Raw genomic sequence first — 16,698 nt, forward strand, 5'->3', positions numbered from 1 at the left:
CGGATGGTCGTCCCCCGTCCCCGGCCGCCCCGGCTGATCCGGCCGGTCCGCGAGCCGGCCACCGTCCCGCCCCCGCTGACCGGCCCGTGGTCCCCCACCGACCGGCGGCTCGACGCGATCGAGCTGCTGCCGCTGCCGGACGGCGCGGCCGGTCCCGAGGACGTGCTCGTCGACCCGGCCGGTCGCGTCGTCAGCGGCGACGAGGACGGGCGGCTCTGGTGGTGGACGACCGACGCGCCGGCGGGCACCCGCCCGCACCTGCTCGCCGAGACCGGCGGCCGGCCGCTCGGCATCGAGGTCGACCCGACCGGCGGCGGGCTGGTGGTGTGCGACGCGTACCGGGGGCTGCTCCGGGTCACGCCGGACGGGTCGGTGCACGAGCTCACCGGCACGGCCGGGCCGGTCCACCTGGCCAACAACGCGGCGGTGGCCCGCGACGGGACGGTCTACTTCACGGACAGCTCGGACCGGTTCCCGCTCTCCCACTGGAAGCGGGACCTGCTGGAGCACCGGCCGAACGGCCGCGTGCTCGCGTACCGGCCGGGGGGCCGGGGCGTCGAGGTGGTGGTCGAGGGGCTCTACTTCCCCAACGGCGTCGCGCTGACGCCGGACGAGTCGGCGCTGATGCTGGTGGAGACCACCACGCACCGGCTGCTCCGGGTCGAGCTGCCGCAGGGCACGGTGCGCGTCCTGGCCGACCTGCCGGCGTACCCGGACAATCTCTCCGCCGTGGGCGACGGCACCTACTGGGTCGCGCTGCCCAGCCCCCGGGTGCCGGTCGCCGAACGGCTGCTGCCGCACCCCCGGCTGCGCCAGGTCGCGGCGCTGCTGCCGGACGCCCTGCAACCCCAGCCCCGCCACTACGGGCTGGTCGCCCTGGTCGACGGCGAGGGCACGGTCCTCCGGACCCTGCACGGCCCACGCGGCGACTACTGGATGATCACCGGTGTACGCCAGCACGGCGACCAGCTCTGGCTCGGCAGCCTGATCGGCCCCGGCGTCGCCCGAGTTCCCCTGACCTGACCCACGCCCCACCCACCGCCGATCTTGCGGTTTCGGCCCTCGACACGCCCATGATGTCCGGGATGTGGGGGCGGAAAGTGCAAGATCGCGGGGGTAGCGGGCGCGGAGAGGGCCGGCCCGCGGAGTGGGCGGGCCGGCCCCCGTTCTCAGATGTGCGGCGTGTCCGTCAGCCTCCGGTCACCGAGGGCTGCGGGGCCGGCGAGCCACCGGCGACGGCGCCCGGGTGCCCCTGGTGGGCCGGCGCCGGGCCGAGCCCGGGCGGCACCGGCAGGGCGCTGCCCTTGACGTACTCGGCCCAGCTGACGTTCCAGGCCGTCCAACCGTTGCCCTCGGTGAGCGGCACCTCGGTGCCCTTCACGGTCACCAGGTCACCGACCTGCGTCACGCCCATCAGCCAGTCCGCCGCCGCGGCGGAGACGTTGGTGCAGCCGTGGGAGGTGTTGGTGTTGCCCTGCTCGCCCTCGGACCACGGCGCGCCGTGGATGAACTCGCCACCCCAGGTGAGCCGCTGCGCGTCCTCGACGTCCACCACGTACGGGTCTGCCGAACCCGTGGTGTCGAACGTCGTCTGCTGGTGCTTCTCCATGATCACCATCTTGCCGCTGGACGTCGGCGTGCTCGGCTTGCCGAGGCTCACCGGGATCTTGCGCAGCAGCTTGCCGTCGCGCAGCACCGACATCTGCTTGGTGGCGTTGTCGATCTCCAGCGAGACCTGCTTCCCGATCTTGGAGGTGGCCTTCCGGTCGGCGTCACCCACGAGGTCCTTGCCAATGGGCAGCCCCTCGAGCCCGGCCCGGACACTGATGGTGGTGCCGGGCTTCCAGAAATCGGGCGCACGGTAATAGACCTGGCTACCGTCGCCCACCCATGACCAGACGCCCGGCTGCGGCGGATCGGTCTTCACGAACAGCCGCCGCTGCACATCCGCCCGCGCCTCCTTCGGAACGGGCGGGTCGAATGCCACGGTCACCGGCATCGCGGTGCCGTACGTCTGATTGCCGGCGAAATAGAGCGTGCTGGTGATCGCCGGTTTGGACGATTTCGGCATCGTGGTGAAGGTGGTCTTGCGCGTGGTCGTCTTTCCGGAATCGCCGGTCGCCGTCACCTCCGCGGTGTAGGTCCGTTTCGGTTGCAGCGGGCTGCTCGGCACCCAGCCGCTGCCGTCCTCCCGCGGCTCCGCCTTGATCTCCTTGCCCTTGTCGTCGACGATCCGCACCGCGGTGACGCGGCCACCGGCGACACGGGTGCCGACCTCGGCGCTCACGGGCACGTCCCGGGCCTGGTCGCCGGGCGTGACGGTGAGCTCCGGTGGTGCGGCCTTCTTTGCGTGGTGTCCGGTCCCGCGTTCCGAGTCGGCGGTACAGCCGACCAGAACGAGTGGAGCGACCGCGACAGTCACCCCCAACAGCGTCAAACGCCGCCTCAACGTCATGATGCGTCCCCCCGTTTTCCGCTTCCCTCGGCCCCATTCTCTACATCCCCGTACGAGTCCCCACGCAATTCTCGAATAAATGCCCGCGCAATTATGGGCGGCATTTCGCCGAAGTGCGCCGAACGGTGGGGACTCGTCCCTGCCCGGTGCGGTTGGCCGCCCTCGCGCGGTCCGGGCGCGCCGCGACCGGACGGGACGGCGGCGTCCCGTCCGCGCCCTACCGCGTGGACCGGCGGGATTCCGGCCCCAGGGGCCCCGGACGCCGGGACCAGCACGGGAAGCCACTTTTGTCCGCGCCAGCGAAAGTTCCGCTCATCGCGCCGAACCTTTGCCATCACCCGTCGGCAAGGGTACGGTGACGTGCCAGATAGAAAGTTGCCCATCGGTCGATCCGTTGCCCGCCTGCCGCCAGCGGCGCGCCCGCCCTGGGCCCGTGCCGCACCGCACGCCACCCGACAGCTCCGCCGGAGCGCCGCTCCGGCCGGTCCGGCGTGCCCGGGCGCGGTGGCTGGTCGACCCCGAACCGCCGGACCTCACGGTTCCGGCAGGGAGGGAACACCACCATGGAGCAGAGCACACGGCGGTCGGAGCCCCCATCCGACCCGGTCAGCAGACGCGGGCTCCTCCGCGCCGCGACCGCCTCCGCCGCCGCGGTCGGCACCATCGGTCTGGTCGGCGCGCCGGCCGCGTCCGCCTCCGCCGGCACGAGCCACGGCGGCGGCCGACGGCGGGTGCCCGTGGACCGGATCAGCATCCAGCTCTACACCCTGCGCGACCAGCTCGCCGCCGACCTGCCGGGCACGCTCACCGCCCTGCGCCGCATCGGATACCGGCGGGTCGAGCACGCGGGCTTCGTGGGCCGTACGGCCGCGCAGTTCCGGGCCGCGCTCGACGAGGCCGGCCTGCGGGCCACGTCCGGGCACACGGGCATCCCCCAGCCGTTCGACGCGGACGCCTGGGAGCGCGCCCTCGCCGACGCCAACACGGTGGGCTCCCGGAAGATCGTGCACCCGTGGTTCGGCCTGGACGCCGCGGGCCAACCGATCCGCGACCCGCAGGTCTACCGGGCCCTCGCCCGCGACCTCAACCGGGCGGGCCGGATGGCCGAACGCGCCGGCCTGGAGTTCGGCTACCACAACCACCAGCTCGAGTTCGTGCCGCTGACCGACGGGCGGACCGGCTTCGAGATCCTCACCGGCGAGACCGACCACCGCCTCGTCCACTTCGAGCTCGACCTCTTCTGGGCCTGGCGCGGCGCCCGGGATCCGGTCGACCTCATCCGCGCCCACCGGGGCCGGATCAAGCAGGTGCACGTCAAGGACATGGACACCAACGCCAGCTTCGCCGACCTCGGCGACGGCCTCATCGACTTCGGCCGGATCTTCGCGCACGAGCGGGAGGCCGGCATCGAGGAGTACATCGTCGAGCGCGACGACGCCGGCACCCCGCCGCGCGCGCCCGCCGACGCGCTCGAGACCGCCCGCGTCGGCTTCGACTACCTCGCGTCGCTCCGCTACTGACACGACACCCGGGGGACCACCGTGAAGAAGAGAACCGCGATCCTGTCCGCCCTGGCGCTGGTCACGGCCGGGCTCGCCGCGCCGGCCGCCCCGTCGGCCGCGGCGCCCGCACCGGCCGCCGCGCCACCGGACTCCAGCTTCCAGAAGGTGACGCTCAACGACTTCCCCGGCGAGCCGATGAGCCTCGCCGTCCTGCCCGACCTGCGCGTCCTGCACACCTCGCGCACCGGCGAGGTCCGCATCCACGACCCGCGTACCGGCCTGAACACCCTCGCCGCCGACGTCCCCGTCTACGAACACGACGAGGAGGGCCTGCAGGGGGTGGCCATCGACCCCGACTTCGCCAACAACAAGTGGGTCTACCTCTACTACTCGCCGCCCATGGACACGCCGGCCGACGACCCGACGACGCCCGACGTCAACGAGGGTGACGCGCCGTTCGTCGGCACCGAGGCCGACTGGCAGCGCTTCCGCGGCGCGCTGCGGCTGAGCCGGTTCAAGCTCGACGGGATGAAGCTCGACCTGCGCACCGAGCAGCACATCATCGACGTCCCCGTCGACCGGGGCATCTGCTGCCACGTCGGCGGGCAGATCGACTTCGACAGCCAGGGCAACCTCTATCTCTCCACCGGGGACGACACCAACCCGTTCTTCTCCGACGGCTACGTGCCGATCGACGAGCGCGCCGACCGCAACCCGGCGTTCGACGCGCAGCGCACCTCGGCCAACACGAACGACCTCCGGGGCAAGCTGCTGCGGATCAAGGTCAAGCCGCGGGGTGGCTACTCGATCCCGCAGGGCAACCTGTTCAAGCCGGGCACGCCGCAGACGCGCCCGGAGATCTACGCGATGGGGCTGCGCAACCCGTTCCGGTTCGCCGTCGACCGCCGCACCGACGACGTCTACCTGGCCGACTACTCCCCCGACGCCGGGTCGTCGAACCCGGACCGGGGGCCGGCGGGTCACGGCCGTTGGATGCTCATCGACAAGCCGGCCAACTACGGGTGGCCGTACTGCGTCACCCCGACCATGCCGTACCGCGACTACGACTTCGCGACCGGCACGCCCGGTCGCTACTTCAACTGCCAGCAGCCGGTCAACGACTCGCCGCACAACACCGGGAAGCGCCGCCTGCCGCCCGTCGAGGCGCCGCAGGTGTGGTACCCGTCCGCCGCGTCCGGCGAGTTCCCCCAGCTCGGCACCGGCGGCATCGGCCCGATGGGCGGGCCGGCGTACGACTACAACGGGCAGAGCACCTCGCGGACCCGGTGGCCCGCCTACTACGACGGCGTGCCGCTGTTCTACGAGTGGACCCGCGACTACATCAAGGAGTTCCGCCTCGACGACCGCGGCGAGGTGCGCGACATCCGGTCGGTGGTGCCGTCACTCGTGGTCGACAACCCGATGGACATGGAGTTCGGCCCGGACGGCGCGCTCTACGTACTGGAGTACGGCGACGGGTACTTCGCGGAGAACCCGGACGCGCAGCTGTCCCGGATCGACTTCGTCCGGGGCAACCGCACGCCGATCCCGCAGATCAGCGCCGACCCCACGGCCGGGCAGGCGCCGTTGACGGTGCGGTTCTCCAGCGCGGGCACCGTGGACCCGGACGGTGACCGGCTGCGCTACGCGTGGGACTTCAACGCCGACGGATCGGTCGACTCGACCGACCCGAACCCGACGTGGACCTACCAGCAGAACGGCCTCTACCAGCCCACGGTGAAGGTGACCGACAGCACCGGACGGTCGGCCGCGGCCACGCTGCCGCTGCTGATCGGCCCGCGGGCGCCGGTCGTCGAGTTCGTGAGCCCGGTGGCCGGGCAGCCCTTCCAGTTCGGCCAGACCGTCGCGTTCGAGGTACGGGTGACCGACGACCGGCCGGTGGACTGCTCGCGGGTGCGGGTGACCTACATCCTCGGCCACGACGAGCACGGACACCCGCTCTCCACGGCGTCGGGCTGCAGCGGCACCATCACCACGTTCCTGGACGGCGGGCACAGCGGCGCCGACAACCTCCGGGCGGTCTTCGTGGCGGAGTACACCGACGCGCCGACGGAGCCGGGCGTACCGCCGCAGACCGGCAGCGCTGAGGTCGTGCTCACGCCGACGGGCGGCAGCGACGGCTGACCCGCCACGGTGGCGGCCCGGGACACCGGGCCGCCACCGACCGGCGGACACGAACGGGCTCCCGGCGCGCGCCGGGAGCCCGTTCGTGTCGGTTCAGACCGCGGCGATCAGCAGCGCGGGCTGCTCCACGCAGTCGGCGACGTGCCGCAGGAACCCACCGGCGACCCCACCGTCGCAGACGCGGTGGTCGAAGGTGAGGCTGAGCTGGGTCACCTTGCGGACGGCGAGCTGGCCGTCGACCACCCACGGCTTGTCCACGATCCGCCCCACCCCGAGCAGCGCGGCCTCCGGGTGGTTGATGATCGGCGTGGAGCCGTCCACACCGAACACCCCGTAGTTGTTCAGCGTGAAGGTGCCGCCCGTGAGCCGGGCCGGCGGCAGGGTTCCGGCCCGGGCCTCCGTGGTGGTCTCGGCGAGCACCGCGGCGAGTTCGGCGGTGGTGAGCCGCTGCGCGTCGCGTACCACCGGCACGAGCAGGCCCCGGTCGGTCTGCGCGGCGATACCCAGGTGCACCCCTGCGGACTGGACGATCCGCTGCCCCTCGGTGTCGACGCGGGCGTTGAGCTGCGGGTAGCGGCGCAGCCCGGACAGGCAGATCCGGGCGAGCAGCGCCAGGATGCTCACCGGCTGACCGGGCCGGGCCGCGTTGATCGCGGCGCGGGTCTCCAGCAGGGCGGTGGCGTCGACGTCGACCCAGATCGTCACCTCGGGGATCTCCCGCCGGCTGCGGGAGAGCTTGTCGGCGATCGCCTTGCGGACCCCCGTCAACGGAATGACGACGTCGTCGGCGTCGGCGGTGGAGCCGTCCGGCACGGCCGTCAACCGCGCCGGGGTGGCGGCGGCGACGGCGGCCTCCACGTCCGCCCGGCGGACCACGCCACCGGGGCCGGTGCCCGCGAGGGCGGCGAGGTCGAGCCCGTGCTCGCGGGCCAGCCGCCGGACGATCGGCGAGATCACCAGGGGCGCCGTGGCGGCGGGCGCCGCCGGCGCCGCGCCTGCCGGCACCGTGGCGACGGCGGCCGCCGGCGCACCGACCGGCTCGGGGGTCACCACCAGCCGGGGCCGGCGACGGCGACGGCCCGCGCCGTGCCCGGTCCCGTACCCGATGAGGACGTTGCCCGAGCCGGCGCGCTCCTCCTCCCGGTAGGTCGCGTGGCCGGCGGGCTCCGGCGCGCCGCCCGGCCGCGGCCCGGCGGCGGCGTCGGCCGCCGCGATCGTGATGAGCGGCTGGCCGACGGGGCGGACCTCGCCGGGCGCGCCGTGCAGCGCGACGACCGTTCCCGCGTACGGGCAGGGCACGTCGACGACGGCCTTGGCCGTCTCCACCTCGACGACGCTCTGGTCCACGGTCACCGTGTCGCCGACGGCGACCCGCCACTCGACGATCTCCGCCTCGGTGAGCCCCTCCCCCAGGTCGGGCAGCAGGAACACGCGCTCGGTCATGCCGCGCTGCCCTGGGCCGCGGGGAGGAAACGCGCGTCGGGCTGGTCGTCCCACTGGAGGCGGGCCACCGTGTCGAGCACCCGGTCCACCCCGGGCAGGTGGGTGTGCTCCAGCATCGGCGCCGGGTACGGGATGTCCAGCCCGGACACCCGCAGCACGGGGGCGTGCAGGGCGTGGAAACAGCGCTCCTGCACCCGGGCGGCGATCTCGGCGCCCACTCCGGCGAAGCCCTGCGCCTCCTGGATGACCACGCAGCGGCCGGTGCGGCGGACGGACGCGGTCACCGTCTCGTCGTCGAACGGCACGATGGTGCGGACGTCGACGACCTCGAGGTCCCAGCCCTCGGCGCGGGCGGCCTCGGCGGCCTCCAACGCGACGGGCACGGCGGGCCCGTACGCCACGAGGGTGGCGTCCCGGCCGGGCCGGCGCACGACCGCCCGGCCGAACGGCTCGGTGCGGGCCGGCAGGTCCGCCTCGGCGCTGGAGAAGTAAAGCTTCTTCGGCTCCATAAAGACCACCGGGTCGGGGTCGGCGATGGCCTCGCGCAGCAGCGAGTACGCGTCGGCGACCGTGGCCGGCGTGACCACCTTGAGGCCCGGGGTGTGCGCGTAGTACGCCTCGCTGGAGTCGCAGTGGTGCTCGACCCCGCCGATGCCACCGGCGAACGGCACCCGGATCACGATGGGCACGCTGAGTGCCCCGCGGGTGCGGTTGCGCAGCTTGGCCACGTGCGAGGCGATCTGCTCGAACGCCGGGTACGCGAACGCGTCGAACTGCATCTCGACCACCGGCCGCAGCCCGGACATGGCCAGGCCGACCGCGAAGCCCACGATGCCCGCCTCGGCGAGGGGGGTGTCGAAACAGCGCTTGTCGCCGAACCGGGCCTGGAGGCCGTCGGTGATCCGGAAGACACCACCGAGCTGCCCGACGTCCTCGCCGAAGACGACCACCCGGTCGTCGTCGGCCATCGCGTCGGCGAGCGCGGCGTTGAGCGCCTTCGCCATGGTGGTGGCCATCAGGCGTCCCCCTCCTGCTCGGCGGCCAGCTCGGCGCGGACCAGCTCGCGCTGCTCGACGAGCTGCGGCGTCGGCTCGGCGTACACGTGGTCGAAGAGGCTGAGCGGGTCGACGGTGGGCTGGGCGTTCATCCGCTCGCGCAGCTCGGCCGCGTACGCCTCGGCCTCGGCGGCCACCGCGGCGACCGCGTCGTCGTCCAGCTCGCCCCGGGCGCGCAGGTACGTCTCCAGCCGGCTGATCGGGTCCCGGTCCCGCCACGCTTCGACCTCGGCGCCGTCGCGGTAGCGGGTGGCGTCGTCGGCGTTGGTGTGCGGCTCCATCCGGTAGGTGTGCGCCTCGACGAGGAACGGCCCGTTGCCGGCCCGGGCGTGCGCCACCGCGCGGGTGAGCACGGCCAGCACGGCGACGGGGTCGTTGCCGTCGACCTGCTCGCTGGGCACGCCGTAGCCGACCCCCTTGTACGCGAGGCTCGGCGCGGCGGTCTGCCGGGACAGCGGGACGCTGATGGCGTACCGGTTGTTCTGCACGAAGTAGACCACCGGCGCCTTGAAGACGGCCGCGAAGTTGATCCCCTCGTGGAAGTCGCCCTCGCTGGTGGCGCCGTCACCGATGAACGCCAGGGCGACCGTGTCGCGCCCCTGGTGCGACTCGCCGTAGGCCAGGCCGGCGGCGTGCACGCACTGGGTGGCGAGCGGCGTGCACTGCGGCGCGGTGCGCCGGGCGGCCGGGTCGTACCCGCAGTGCCAGTCGCCGCGCAGCAGGGTCAGCACCTCGACCGGGTCGAGCCCGCGGGCGACGAGCGCCATCGACTCCCGGTAGGTGGGGAAGACCCAGTCGGTGTCCCGTACGGCGAGCACGGCCCCCACCTGACAGGCCTCCTGGCCGCGCGAGGACGGGTAGACGGCGAGCCGGCCCTGCTTGGTGAGCGCGGTGGACTGGGCGTCGAAGCGGCGACCGACGACCATGCGGCGGTACAGCTCGCGCAGGACGTCGGCGGGTGGCTCGGGGTAGTCGGGGTGGGCCGGCAGCGGCGTGCCGCTCGGGTCGAGCAGGCGCACCGGCTCGGCGGCCGGCATCAGCGGGCGTGCCGGATCGGCGGCGGTGGCCGACCGACGGCTGCGCGGGGATGCCCTGCGGACCGCCTGGGGTGTGGTCGTCACGGCGGGGACCTCCTGGACGTGTGGTGGCCCTATGCTCCTGCTGTCGGATCATCTGCTCAAGAACCACCACGAACGTGGGACGTTTGCCACACAGGAGGGCTGCCGGTGAGCCAGGAGACCGGGCCGGAGGTGCCGCCGGCCGCCGCGGGAGGACGATCGTCCCGGCCGCTCGACGAGGTCGACCGACGGATCCTCGACGAGCTGGTCCGGGACGGGCGCACCTCACTGCGCACCCTCGCCGAGCGAATCCACATCTCGCGCACCAACGCGTACGCGCGGGTGGACCGGCTGCTGCGCGACGGTGTGATCACCGGCTTCCGCGCCCAGGTGGCGCCCGAGGCGGCCGGGCTCGGCACGTCGGCGTACGTGGCGTTGACCATCGAGCAGAACACCTGGCGGGAGGTGTCCGCGCAGCTCGCCCAGGTGCGCTACATCGAGCACGCGGCGCTGCTCGGCGGCGACCACGACGTGCTGGCGCTCGTCCGCGCGCCGGACAACGCGGCGCTGCGCGACGTGGTGCTGAATCGGATCCAGAGCATCCCCGGCGTGCTGTCGACCCGCACCTGGCTGGTCTTCGAGGAGTTCGACGGGGCACGCAGCGGCTGGGCGTGACGGCTCACCGCTCGGGCGGCGCCTCCAGCCCCTCCCGGTCGGCCAGCTCCAGCAGCGGGTCCAGTGAGAACCGCCGCTCGTCCAGGCCGGCGTGCGGGTCACCGCGCTCGGCGAACCGGGCCGGCAGGGAGACCACGTCGAAGTCCTCCGGTCGCGCGTCGTCGAGGTCGGCCCAGTCCAGCGGCGCGGAGACCAGGGCCCGGGGCGTGGGCCGGATCGAGTACGCCGAGGCCATCGTGTGGTCACGCGACATCTGGTTGTAGTCCACGAAGACCGGCCGGTCACGCTGCTCGCGCCACCAGGTGGTGGTCACCAGGTCCGGCAGGCGGCGCTGCATCTCCCGGCCGAGGGCGAGCACGGCCCGCCGGCAGTCGCCGAAGCTCCACCGCGGCTCGATCGACAGGTAGATGTGCAGGCCGCGCCCGCCGGTCGTCTTCGGGTAGCCGGTGAGACCCAGCTCGTCGAGGAACGCCCGCACCTCGTGGGCGACGGGGACCACCTGGGCGAAGTCGACGCCCGGCATCGGGTCGAGGTCGATGCGGAGCTGGTCCGGACGCTCCACGTCGGAGGCCGAGACCGGCCACGGGTGGAAGCGCAGCGTCCCGAGGTTGACCGCCCAGATCACCACGGCCAGCTCGCTGGGCGCGACCTCGTCGGCGGTACGCCCGCTCGGGAAGGTGATGTGCGCGGTCCGCACCCACTCGGGCGCGCCGGCCGGCAGCCGCTTCTGGTAGAAGGCGTCACCGCGGTTGTCCTGCCGGGTGGCGATCTTCGCCCCCTCGAACACGCCGCGCGGCCAGCGCTCCAGCATGGTCGGCCGGTCGCGCAGCGCGCGCAGGATGCCGTCGCCGACGGCCAGGAAGTAGCGGACGACGTCGAGCTTGGTCAGCCCGCGCTCCGGGAAGTACGGCTTGTCGGGGCTGGAGACGCGGACCACCCGCTCCCCGACCCGGATCTCCTCGGCCGCGCCCGCCACGTCCCCGAGGGTACGGCGTCCCGCCCGTTCCCGCGGGCTACCGGCCCGGGACCAGCGTGCCGGTCTGCTGCGGGATCTCCTCCGTCGGTGCGTCCACGCGCGGCGCCGGTACGGTCGGTTCCTCGGCGGCAGCGCTCTGCTGCTCGACCGGCAGCGCCTGCCGCGACCGGCGGGCGACGAAGCCCGGCGTCCAGTCCTTGAGCCGCAGGGCGGGCCGCTCGACCAGCTTCCAGGACAGGAACGCCGCCGTCCAGGCCGCCGCGATCGACATCAGCACGAACGGCACGTAGCCCCACCGGCTCCAGCCCAGGCTCGCCATCACCTGCTGGAACACGAAGCCGTAGATGTAGATGCCGTACGAGTAGTCGTTCTTGCGGCCGACCCAGTGCAGCCGGCGCGGCATCCGCACCGACAGCCAGATCAGCAGGTACGCGAAGGCGGGCAGGCCGATCACGAAGAAGCCGCCGAAGAGCAGCGACAGCCCGAGCGCCACGGCGGAGCCGACGCCCAGCGCGTCGTTGATCGGCACGCGCTCCCGGTAGAGGTCGAGGGTGGCGCCGAAGGCGAACAGGAAGCCGAGGTAGACGATCCAGTGGAAGCTCATGACGCCCAGCAGGGGCGCGTCGAACGTCCAGGCGGCCGTCGACGCCGGGCCACTGAACTGGCCGGAGCTCCACCAGTCCGAGAAGATGCTCAGGTACAGGGCGACGGTCAGGAACAGCAGGAAGCGCCGGGCCTGACGCAGCACCGCCGTGGCCGCCAGCACGCCGACCACCACGTAGCAGAACATCTCGTACTTCAGCGACCAGAGCGCCCCGTTGAAGACGCTGCCGTTGCCCTCCCGTCCCCACGGCGTGGTCTTGGCGAACAGGCCCTCGATGCCGTACTGGCGCACGCCTGTCCACCAGTTCGCCTGGAGGTAGGCGAACGGGCCGCCCGGGGCCCACGGGTCGCTGAAGTATCCGTCGATGCTGCCCCACTCCCGGAGCGCCACCAGGGGCGCGACCACCAGCGCGGTGATCAGGAGGCAGACCCAGAGGCCCGGAAGGATCCGCAGACAGCGGTGCCAGGCGTAGCGGATCAGTCCGGTCCGGCGGGCGCTGCGGGTGATCAGCAGCCCGGAGAGGACGAAGAAGCCGTAGACCGCCATCGTGCCCACGTTGGTCTGCCGGTCGAAGAGGTGGTAACCGAGGTCGTTCGCGCCGAAGCCGAGCGGCTTGGAGTGCGACATGACCACACCCAGGGCCAGACAGAGCCGGATCAGGCCGATGCCGTTGCTGCGCCCCGAGAGCAGCTCGGCGAGCGTGCCGCGGGACCGGACGAAGGCGGCGGTAGTCGTCATGCGGCCAGGTACCTCTCGACCCATCAGGCGGGCACCCGAGCGACGGAGTGCTCCCACAACTGCTTCATCTCCGCGTACAGATCGTCGCTCGGCGACCAGCCGAGGAGCTCGGCGGCGAGTGCGATGTCCAGTCGTTGCCAGGTCGTCTCGGCCGGACCGGTCCGCTCGGCCTCGACCAGGTCGGTCGGGACCTCGCTGGCATCGATGAGAAGCTGCACCATATCACGGGCGCTGGCGGCCACTCCACGACCGATGTTGATCACATGGCCGCCCACGCCGGGCCGGGTCACGGCCAGCACGATCGCCGCCACCACCTCGCCGAGGCCCACGAAGTCGCGCTGCGAGCCGAGGGGCGCGAGCTCGAGCCGCGCCCGTCCACCGGCCAGCTGGGCCTCCCGGAGTTTCCCGGCGACGACGCCGAGCAGGCTGTGCCGGGGCTGGCCGGCGCCGATGACGTTGCCGATCCGCAGCGTGACACCCTCGAGCGCGCCCTGCCGGTGCGCCTCGGCGATCACCTCGGCGCACCGCACCTTGAACTCGCCGTAGGGCATGACCGGCGCGGGGGTCATCGTCTCCGGCATCGAGGCGCCGATCGGGACCAGGCCGTACTCGTGCACACTGCCGAGCTGCACGAGCCGGATCCGACGCGGCAGCCGGCCGGCAGCGGCGACCAGCCGCTCGACCAGGGTGACGTTGACGGCCACCATCTGCTCCTCGGTGAGGCCCCACATGCCGCCGGCGGCGTTCACCACCACGTCCGGGTCGACCTCGGCGAGCAGCGCGGCGACGTCGTCGACCTGGGCCTCGGCGAGATCCAGCGCCCGGACCGCGACGCCGCTGCCCAGGTGCCGGGCGTGCCGGGCCACGGCCACCACGTCGTGGCCGTGGTCGGCCAGACGCCGGCAGACCGGCTGGCCGAGGAATCCGGTGCCGCCCAGCACCATCACCCGCAGCCGGCGGTCGCCGTCCTCGTCCTGACTCCGCTGCTTGATGACCATGTCGTCCCCCTGCTCGATCATCGGCTGCCGCTGGCCGGGCCGAACGCGTGCCGCGACAGGCTCGCGATGCCGGACATCTGCCCGGACCGGAGCGCCGCCGGCAGCAGAGTGATGGCGTGCAGCCGGGAAGAGGTGTACCGGCGGGCGGCGCGCGCGGCCCGCGGCCAGTTCTGCGCCTCCATCTGCGCGGCCGCCTCCAGGAAGTAGGCCCGCGCCTCGGTGAAGCGCGAGCCGTTGACCGCGTCCGCGGCGGACTTGCTGACCGCGTGCCGGCGGTACTGGAAGCAGACCGTGGTGTCGACGGCCATCTGCTCGCCCCGCTGGATCAGGTCGATGACGAGAGCGAGATCCTGGATGACCTGGTACTCGTCGCGGAAGTCCACCGCCTTCAGCGCGTCGGTGCGCCAGCAGATCGACGGGAAGTAGAACCAGCAGCCGCGCAGCAGGCTGGCCGCCAGGTCCTCGCCGCCCATGAGCCGGCGCTTGTCGACCTTGGGGGCGTACAAGCGGCGCTTCGCCTCGTCGACCATGGTGTTGACCACGACGCCGTCGGCGTCGATGACCTCCACGCCGGGCTGGATCATGCAGACGCCGGGGTACTCCTCGATCACCGACCGGACGGTGGCCAGGTAGTTCGGGTGCATGATGTCGTCGGTGCCCATCATGACCAGGTACTCGTGCTCGGCCAGGCCCACGCACTTGCGGTAGTTGCCCGTGACCCCGAGGTTGCGCTCGTTGCGCTGGTAGCGCACACGCTCGTCGGTGATGGCGGCGAACCACTCGGGCACCCCCGGCTCCCGGCCGTCGTCGACCACCGTGAGCCGCCAGCCCGGGTCCGTCTGGGCCATCACGCTCCGTACGGCCGCCTGCATGAGCGCCACGCTCCCGTAGTAGGGCAGCATGATGTCGAAGATCATGACCAATGAGGGCCTAACTATGCGTGTCGGGTGGCCAAGGCGCCGGCCACATTATCAGGCCGCGCCGCCGTACGGGCGTCGGCGATCATGGGTGCCCGGGTCGCGACGGGAAGCGCGGTCCCGCCGGGGCGCCGCGGCAATCCGGGGGCTATCATTCCGGCGCCAAGACCGCACGCATCGATCGGACGCCGATGCCAGACAGCGCCGTCGCCACGGACACCCCCCGCCCCGGCGGCAGGCAGCCGGAGGCCGTCGAACCACAGCCCGGTGGGTTCCGGGAACGGGTTCGCCGGGTGGCGGGCACCGCGTGGTTCGCGCCCACCGTCTTCGCCGCGCTCGTCGTCACCTGGCACGTCGGCCGACCGGAGATGTGGCACGACGAGCTGGTGACGGTGGACGTGGCCACCCGCAGCACCGGCCAGATCCTGCGGCTGCTGGAGAAGGTCGACGCCGTGCACGGTGCGTACTACCTCTTCATGCACGCCTGGACGACGCTCGTCGGCGCGGGGCCGGCCGCGGTGCGGCTGCCCTCCGCGCTGGCCATGACGGCGGCCACCGCGTGCGTCGCGCTGGCCGGCCAGCGGCTCTTCGGTCGGACGGCCGGCGTCGCGGCCGGCTTCCTCTTCGCCCTGGTACCCACCGTCACCCGGTTCGGTCAGGAGGCCCGCTCGTACGCGCTCGTCGTGCTCGGGGCGGCGCTGGCCACCCTCCTCCTGCTCCGGGCGCTGGAACGGCCCCGTCTGGGGCGTTGGGCCGTGTACACGCTGGCGGTGGCGGCTCTCGGCGTGCTCAACGTCGTGTCGCTCACCCTGCTGCTCGGCCACGGGGCGGCCGTCCTGATCCACTGGTGGCGGCAGCGCAGCCGGTGGCTGCTGGTCCGGTTCGCGCTGGCCGCGGCCGCCGGGGTCGCTCTCGCCCTGCCGGTGGTCCTGCGCGGGATGCGGCAGGCCGGGCGGCAGATCAGCTGGATCCCGGACAGCCCGCCCTGGACGGTGTGGGAGCAGACCTTCGGCTCGCCGCAGGTCGCCGCCGCGGTGACCGCGCTGGCCGGGCTGGGTCTGCTCGCGAACCTCCGGGGCCGTGCCGGCGTCGTGCCCCGGGCCGTCACCGCCGCGGTGGTCGCCGCGCTGCCCGTGCCGGTGATCCTCGTCGCCTCGACCGGCGACATCAACTACTTCTTCTCCAAGTACCTGCTCTTCCTCCTGCCCGCCTGGGCGGTGCTCGCCGGCGCCGGCATCGGCGCGCTCCGGCGCGTCCCGCTGGTGGCGGCGGCACTGGTGCTGGTCGCGGCCCTGGCCGTCCCCGGCCAGCAGGCGCTACGGGCCGAGTTCTCGCACAGCTGGTACACCTACCCGCAGGCCCGGGCGTTCCAGCCGCTCGCCTACTCGGAGGCGGCCCGACTCGTCGCGGCGGACTACCAGCCCGGCGACGGCATGGTGGCCGGCGGTCCCTGGTGGTGGATGCACGGCCCGGGGGTGCGCTACTACCTGCCGAAGGACGTCACGCTCCGCAACGTCTTCGAGGCGCAGTCGGCGGCGGACCGCGGGGAGCTGTTCGGCGCGGACTGCCCGGAGCCGGCGCGCTGTCTGCGGGACGAGCCGCGGATCTGGGTCGTGCTGGCCGAGGTCACCGACGCGCCGTTGACCGGCCTGCCGCGCAAGCAGTCGGCCGCGCTGACCGAGCGGTACGACGTGGTCCGCGTCGAGCACCCGCGCAGGATGACGGTCGCCCTGCTGCAACGGCGCCCCTGAGCGCCGGGGCCTCGTCCGCCGGGCAACCCACGGCGGCGGCCGGGTGCCCCCTGGGGTCCACCCGGCCCATCGACACCCCGGTCAGCGCTGTTCCTGCTGCATGCGGGCCATGAGCATCTGCTTGCCCTGGTCGCCCGCCTTGCGGTTGTTCTCCTGGATCATGCGGAACCAGTTGACGAGCTCGCTGTCGCCGCGCTGCTCGGCGTCCTGGATGTACGTCTCCATGCGGTAGACGTGCTCCAGCGACATCTGCAACGTCCGGATCAGGTCGTAGTTCTTGTCCTTCACCGGGCTCTTCTGTTCCTTCGTCATGGTCGCCACGGCGCGCACCTCCCCTGTCGGCTCTCGTGGACCCGGCGCTTACCCGGCCTCACCGGCTTC

The 16,698-nt window shown here is 73.0% G+C and carries 14 protein-coding genes; 5 read left to right on the plus strand and 9 right to left on the minus strand.

The annotated features are described in order from the left end of the window. Positions 1-3 precede the first annotated feature (3 nt). Complete coding sequence (locus ACSNOA_RS18840; protein ID WP_436660048.1) at positions 4-1,023, plus strand: SMP-30/gluconolactonase/LRE family protein; 1,020 nt, start codon at positions 4-6, stop codon at positions 1,021-1,023. A gap of 166 nt (positions 1,024-1,189) precedes the next feature. On the opposite strand, the gene ACSNOA_RS18845 is transcribed toward ACSNOA_RS18840, so the two are convergent. After that, positions 1,190-2,455 carry an Ig-like domain-containing protein gene (locus tag ACSNOA_RS18845; RefSeq protein WP_436660050.1) on the minus strand — a complete coding sequence of 422 codons (1,266 nt, stop codon included), beginning with the start codon at positions 2,453-2,455 and terminating at the stop codon, positions 1,190-1,192. A 563-nt stretch (positions 2,456-3,018) separates the two neighbouring features. Here ACSNOA_RS18845 and ACSNOA_RS18850 point away from each other — a divergent pair. Further along, positions 3,019-3,975, plus strand: a complete 957-nt coding sequence (locus ACSNOA_RS18850; RefSeq protein WP_436660052.1) for a sugar phosphate isomerase/epimerase family protein — start codon at positions 3,019-3,021, stop codon at positions 3,973-3,975. A gap of 21 nt (positions 3,976-3,996) precedes the next feature. Continuing rightward, positions 3,997-6,102, plus strand: coding sequence for a PQQ-dependent sugar dehydrogenase (locus tag ACSNOA_RS18855; protein WP_436660053.1), 2,106 nt, complete (start codon positions 3,997-3,999; stop codon positions 6,100-6,102). A gap of 93 nt (positions 6,103-6,195) precedes the next feature. Here the strand turns inward: ACSNOA_RS18855 and ACSNOA_RS18860 are convergent, their stop codons facing one another. Genes ACSNOA_RS18860 through pdhA form a run of 3 tightly spaced genes read right to left on the minus strand, consistent with a single transcriptional unit; the run spans position 6,196 to position 9,754 of the window. Next, the gene (locus ACSNOA_RS18860; RefSeq protein WP_436660055.1) at positions 6,196-7,545 is read right to left on the minus strand and encodes a dihydrolipoamide acetyltransferase family protein; all 1,350 of its coding nucleotides are present in this window, start codon (positions 7,543-7,545) and stop codon (positions 6,196-6,198) included. Then, on the minus strand, positions 7,542-8,564 hold the full coding sequence (locus ACSNOA_RS18865) for an alpha-ketoacid dehydrogenase subunit beta (protein WP_436662369.1): 1,023 nt from the start codon (positions 8,562-8,564) through the stop codon (positions 7,542-7,544). The genes ACSNOA_RS18860 and ACSNOA_RS18865 overlap by 4 nt, the downstream gene beginning before the upstream one ends. Then, positions 8,561-9,754: a pyruvate dehydrogenase (acetyl-transferring) E1 component subunit alpha gene (gene pdhA / locus ACSNOA_RS18870; RefSeq protein WP_436662370.1), complete on the minus strand. Its 1,194-nt coding sequence runs from the start codon at positions 9,752-9,754 to the stop codon at positions 8,561-8,563. The genes ACSNOA_RS18865 and pdhA overlap by 4 nt, the downstream gene beginning before the upstream one ends. 72 nt (positions 9,755-9,826) lie before the next feature. Between pdhA and ACSNOA_RS18875 the strand changes: the two genes are divergently transcribed. Further along, positions 9,827-10,333, plus strand: coding sequence for an Lrp/AsnC family transcriptional regulator (locus tag ACSNOA_RS18875; protein WP_436660057.1), 507 nt, complete (start codon positions 9,827-9,829; stop codon positions 10,331-10,333). A gap of 4 nt (positions 10,334-10,337) precedes the next feature. Here the strand turns inward: ACSNOA_RS18875 and ACSNOA_RS18880 are convergent, their stop codons facing one another. From ACSNOA_RS18880 to ACSNOA_RS18895, 4 genes are read right to left on the minus strand one after another with little or no spacing between them, the layout of a single operon-like run. Continuing rightward, entirely contained in the window at positions 10,338-11,309 is a 972-nt protein-coding gene (locus ACSNOA_RS18880; protein ID WP_436660058.1) for a DNA polymerase domain-containing protein, read from the minus strand. Positions 11,310-11,346: 37 nt separating this feature from the next. Then, positions 11,347-12,651, minus strand: coding sequence for an acyltransferase family protein (locus tag ACSNOA_RS18885; protein ID WP_436660059.1), 1,305 nt, complete (start codon positions 12,649-12,651; stop codon positions 11,347-11,349). Positions 12,652-12,674: 23 nt separating this feature from the next. Next, positions 12,675-13,670 (minus strand): NAD-dependent epimerase/dehydratase family protein, encoded by a 996-nt coding sequence (locus ACSNOA_RS18890; protein ID WP_436660061.1) that lies wholly within the window; start codon positions 13,668-13,670, stop codon positions 12,675-12,677. Next, entirely contained in the window at positions 13,667-14,566 is a 900-nt protein-coding gene (locus ACSNOA_RS18895; protein ID WP_436660063.1) for a glycosyltransferase family 2 protein, read from the minus strand. Before ACSNOA_RS18895 ends, ACSNOA_RS18890 begins: the two co-directional genes overlap by 4 nt. A 293-nt stretch (positions 14,567-14,859) precedes the next feature. On the opposite strand from ACSNOA_RS18895, the gene ACSNOA_RS18900 reads away from it, so the two are divergent. Next, positions 14,860-16,317, plus strand: a complete 1,458-nt coding sequence (locus ACSNOA_RS18900; protein ID WP_436660065.1) for a glycosyltransferase family 39 protein — start codon at positions 14,860-14,862, stop codon at positions 16,315-16,317. Between the two features lie 81 nt (positions 16,318-16,398). On the opposite strand, the gene ACSNOA_RS18905 is transcribed toward ACSNOA_RS18900, so the two are convergent. Next, positions 16,399-16,629 carry a hypothetical protein gene (locus ACSNOA_RS18905; protein ID WP_436662371.1) on the minus strand — a complete coding sequence of 77 codons (231 nt, stop codon included), beginning with the start codon at positions 16,627-16,629 and terminating at the stop codon, positions 16,399-16,401. Positions 16,630-16,698 lie beyond the last annotated feature (69 nt).

The sequence above is a fragment of the Micromonospora sp. URMC 103 genome (genome assembly GCF_051386435.1).
GTDB lineage: Bacteria > Actinomycetota > Actinomycetes > Mycobacteriales > Micromonosporaceae > Micromonospora.